A 3,963-nucleotide genomic window follows, 5' to 3' on the forward strand; every position below is an offset into this window, starting at 1 on the left:
TCTCGCCATAGTAGTCATTCTGGTTCATCTCCTTATGCGGGTTGGGTTCCCACACACAAACCATCAGACACTCTCCAGTATGAGCAACAGAGCGCGCTCAAAACGTTAGGGCGCGCACGCGCAAACGAGCACCGGGACGTGGCAATCACACGGGGAAAGGAAGTCGCAGGCGTAACTTCCACAGCAACGCTAAACCACAAAGGGTTTAACCACTGATGTGGACAACTTATGACACGCCATTCTTTTACAGAAAAGGCGACATCTCATAGAGGGATAGAACCGTACGCACTTAGCTCATCTGTCAACCCTAAATCCAGAAAAATAACTCTCTAGGTAAGAGATATCCGTTTTCACTTCATCTGTAGAAAACATTATAACTGTGTAATACAATGCCTTTCGGACACACGAACATACTTCTACGCCAAAGTGTCTCTCCAGTCAGTTCTACCCAAAGGAAACCAAATGACCACTGTCATTGACCGCTCTGCACCTACTACTGAAATGCCAGCTCTCGCCTCTTCACCTCTGGGCGCATACTATTTTCCATATCTGCTTAGCGCAAAGGACCGCTTTGACCAAGCATTGCTCCGCTACGACGCTTGGTACGTGGTGCTCGTTGCAGTACTCCTCGCCCTAGGCACCGTCCTCCTAGCAGGTATGGCTGTGTGGTGCGTAACGAAAGGTCACGGCAAATTCACCGGACACTGGAAATGGGTAGAGTGGGGATTTTCAGTCAACATGGAATGCGAGCGCTAATCCACTCTAACGACTAATGCTCACTACATCATCAATCACCTACTACTACGCTGGCAGCTCTTCTCCAGCTATCAATGACATAAGCTTCGAGGTTGCCTCCAGCGGAGTAGTAGGTCTTGTTGGTTCAAATGGATCCGGGAAGAGCACTTTGCTAAAAATGCTTGCCGGAATCCTCACCCCCAGTACCGGGACAATCAGCCTATCCGGATTGCCCCCTGCCTCGCGGGAGGCAAAGCAGAATACTCTGCTCCTAACCGGCAATGAAAACCTCCCTGATTTCCTAACCGGACTAGAATTAATAAAATTTTATTCTTCGCTATACCATCAGCCAGTTGACTCTCAAAAACTAGACGACTTACTTCAGAGATATCAACTATCTGGACAAATTAGCTCTCTTATTGAAGACTACTCCCACGGAATGAAAAAGAAGCTCCAATTCATCTGCGCTCTTTTAATGAGCAGGGATTTAACTATCCTAGATGAAACACTCAATGGTGTTGATTTTCAGTCCCTTCGCTTAGCGAAAGAAGACCTGTCTAATTTATCGCGTGATAAAACAGTCATTCTATGCACCCATGACAATTTTCTCACTGAAGACCTTGCTGACCGATACCTAGGTTTAAAAGATGGACGGCTGCTACGCGACGTTACCTATACTGAAATGTCAAACCAATACGGCAGCCTTACTTCTCTTCTCGAAAACCTCGTAGAGGAGGGAAACAGGTGACAGTCGTTCAGGAAACACTATCTATAAGCAGGTTTTTCAGAACTTTCCTGATTAGAAGAATGCTCTCCCTCGGCATTCTGCGATACCGAGGGACGCGAATACTGTTGGCGTTCCTCGGGACCACCCTCTTAATAGTGCTGGCCACCATCGGCTACCTCTTTTACAGAGGGTCGGATAAAGTTAAGCATATAGACACATTAGTCTTAGACCTAGCCAATCTGACACTCCCCCAATGGGTCTTTATTGGCTTTATTGTGGTAAGACTACTTTTTCTCAAATCATCAAATATGCTCTCTCTAACTGAGAGCCTTCCCGTTACAGACCACCAGCGTTCGGTTGCCCTTTTCATAAATGAATTAGTATTTATCGCGGGAATTCTGATAATCATATTCTTTTCTTCTATCGCACCCCTGCCATTTGTTTTTGGGATAGAAGTATCTAGCCAAGTGGCTACTTCTATCGTTTTTCCCGCAGCCACACTAGTGGTTGGACTTGCCTTCATCTACAACATACTGACTTGGGGTTTTTCTGTAATCCGGCTGGAAAGAATAAAAGACATATTAGCAATTTGCGTATTGCTAATACTCGCTGGATTATCTCAGATTGGAATGACGACGAAAGTCGCTAGAATTACCTCAGCATTCCAATCTGGGAACAGAGCATTCCTGTGGAGTGATACCTACACCTGGATTTCGGAAAAGTATGGCTTTTTCATTTGCTCCCTGACGGCTGTTATCTCATGTATTTTTCTATTAACAGCAGCAACCCTAACAAGCGGAGCGCTCTTCACCAGACAAAAAGAGTACATCCTTACTAGAACGCCCTCTAAAGGAGACTTAAGTAATCCGTCTACTATTCGCCAAACCCTCTTTAAGTCTTACCTCCTTAGTTTTTTAAGAGCGCAAGAAACTTGGATTACTCTAATATTCGCGCTGGGAGGTTATATTCTTCTCATTATTTCTCAGTCTATCCCCCCCATTCTAGTCGGAGAAATAATTTCGTTCCTAGGAATCTATGCCTACTCATCAACAAGTCCGCTACGCAAATTTCCATCTCTTAAGGTACGCCCCGTTGAGGTCTACCTCTTCCTTTGCTTATCTTTGTTAAGCATATCTATTCCGTTTGTACTCGTTTTCTTTATAGGATTTTGGGCCATTGGGGGGGACAACACTACGGGACTAATTAGCGTAATTGGCTGTATTGGGACTATTCCACTAACTACAACTTTAGGGATTATTCTTCCCTCCGAAAAAGACAATCCTCTTGCAATTATAACTGGTATAGCCATCGCTGCTATATCTGTAATATTCTTTGTCTTAGGGCTTTCCGTGTTTTCCCTTCCCCCCTGGGGGTGGGCAATCGCCACGCTACTTTTCCTTCTAAGCGTAGCGTCAGCCGGAATAATCGAAATAAAGAAAAATTCACTTCCAGACCATTAAGGAACAATAATGAAATTCTTTTCCACTGCGCTTGCCAGTCTTATCATCGCATTTTGCTTGACCGGCAGCGCGGCAGTCTTAACGATTCTCTATTTAGCGTTCTCAAATGACGCCGAAGAATTCAAAGCAACCGGCTTGTTCGATTCAGTCTTCTTCTCTTCCTCGGTAAACGAAAGAAACAATCTAGACGCGACCTTTGGAATCAATAGCCAGTTGAATTTGTTTATCATTTTCATGGCTCTTTTTATCTTCTCATTTATAACCATCTTGATTTTTCGCGCACTAACGCGATACAAGGAAAATTTAAAATCTTCCACTCGTGAATAGAAAAAATATAAACGCCAACGCGTTAATATCGCTGACTGGAGAATTAACAGTTGCCATATGCCGCCAGATGTCCCCCTTGATAATTGTCTTGGCGGGGATAGCCCTACTGGCATCTACATTTGCCATCGCTTTTAGAGACACATCCCTTCTTCCTGTACTCACCTTTTCTCTAAAAGCATCCTTTTTTTACGCATTCCTTCCTTTCTGGACTCACGAAATGGGTCATATCGTTGCATCTTCAATATTTCTCCCTGAGGACCCCCCAAAGATAGAATCCACGCTCTTCCGCATATCAGTAGTTACTAAACAGCCAAAGCTTGCTCGAGATGCAAAAATCATCGCATGTATGGGTCCTTTTAGTGCAGCATTTTTAGCATTTCCAGCTTTTGCAATGGACTCTTTTGGTATTGGCATAGCCTGTTTAGCCCATCTCATTTTCCTATTTCCTCCCTTTGGAGACGGAAGAATATTGTGGCAACGGCACTAAAGAATCGACAAACTAATTCATTAGTCAGAACGCAACTTGTCAGCATCTTTTATACCGAGAACCTTGTCAAAGAAGGTCTGATGGGTTGTGCATGAGTGCCTAATCCACATAAGGAGATGAAACAGAATCGCTACTGTAGCTTGACGAGAGCTGAGGTTACCCTCGTTTAGTGGACACCCTATTAGTACGGATCTTGTGTCCGTAGGAGAGGATGTTCATTGTGAGTT

At 44.3% G+C, this 3,963-nt stretch carries 5 protein-coding genes; all 5 read left to right on the plus strand.

Features of this window, described 5'->3' with window-relative positions; translation table 11 throughout:
• Window positions 1-462: 462 nt before the first annotated feature.
• From ABRP95_RS11870 to ABRP95_RS11890, 5 genes are read left to right on the plus strand one after another with little or no spacing between them, the layout of a single operon-like run.
• Window positions 463-756, plus strand: a complete 294-nt coding sequence (locus ABRP95_RS11870) for a hypothetical protein (protein ID WP_284771346.1) — start codon at window positions 463-465, stop codon at window positions 754-756.
• Between the two features lie 16 nt (window positions 757-772).
• Entirely contained in the window at window positions 773-1,483 is a 711-nt protein-coding gene (locus ABRP95_RS11875; protein WP_269954349.1) for an ATP-binding cassette domain-containing protein, read from the plus strand.
• Window positions 1,480-2,922, plus strand: a complete 1,443-nt coding sequence (locus ABRP95_RS11880) for a hypothetical protein (RefSeq protein ID WP_284783789.1) — start codon at window positions 1,480-1,482, stop codon at window positions 2,920-2,922. The genes ABRP95_RS11875 and ABRP95_RS11880 overlap by 4 nt, the downstream gene beginning before the upstream one ends.
• A 9-nt stretch (window positions 2,923-2,931) precedes the next feature.
• Window positions 2,932-3,249: a hypothetical protein gene (locus ABRP95_RS11885; RefSeq protein WP_284771349.1), complete on the plus strand. Its 318-nt coding sequence runs from the start codon at window positions 2,932-2,934 to the stop codon at window positions 3,247-3,249.
• Window positions 3,242-3,736 carry a hypothetical protein gene (locus tag ABRP95_RS11890; protein ID WP_349839484.1) on the plus strand — a complete coding sequence of 165 codons (495 nt, stop codon included), beginning with the start codon at window positions 3,242-3,244 and terminating at the stop codon, window positions 3,734-3,736. The genes ABRP95_RS11885 and ABRP95_RS11890 overlap by 8 nt, the downstream gene beginning before the upstream one ends.
• Window positions 3,737-3,963 lie beyond the last annotated feature (227 nt).

The sequence above is a fragment of the Corynebacterium sp. KPL2895 genome, assembly GCF_040225815.1.
GTDB classification, from domain to species: Bacteria; Actinomycetota; Actinomycetes; order Mycobacteriales; family Mycobacteriaceae; genus Corynebacterium; species Corynebacterium rhinophilum.

Bases quoted from the DNA above. Each gene is read 5' to 3' on its own strand.
- ABRP95_RS11870 (WP_284771346.1), top strand. From the start codon at position 463: ATGACCACTGTCATTGACCGCTCTGCACCTACTACTGAAATGCCAGCT.
- ABRP95_RS11885 (WP_284771349.1), top strand. From the start codon at position 2,932: ATGAAATTCTTTTCCACTGCGCTTGCCAGTCTTATCATCGCATTTTGC.
- ABRP95_RS11875 (WP_269954349.1), top strand. From the start codon at position 773: ATGCTCACTACATCATCAATCACCTACTACTACGCTGGCAGCTCTTCT.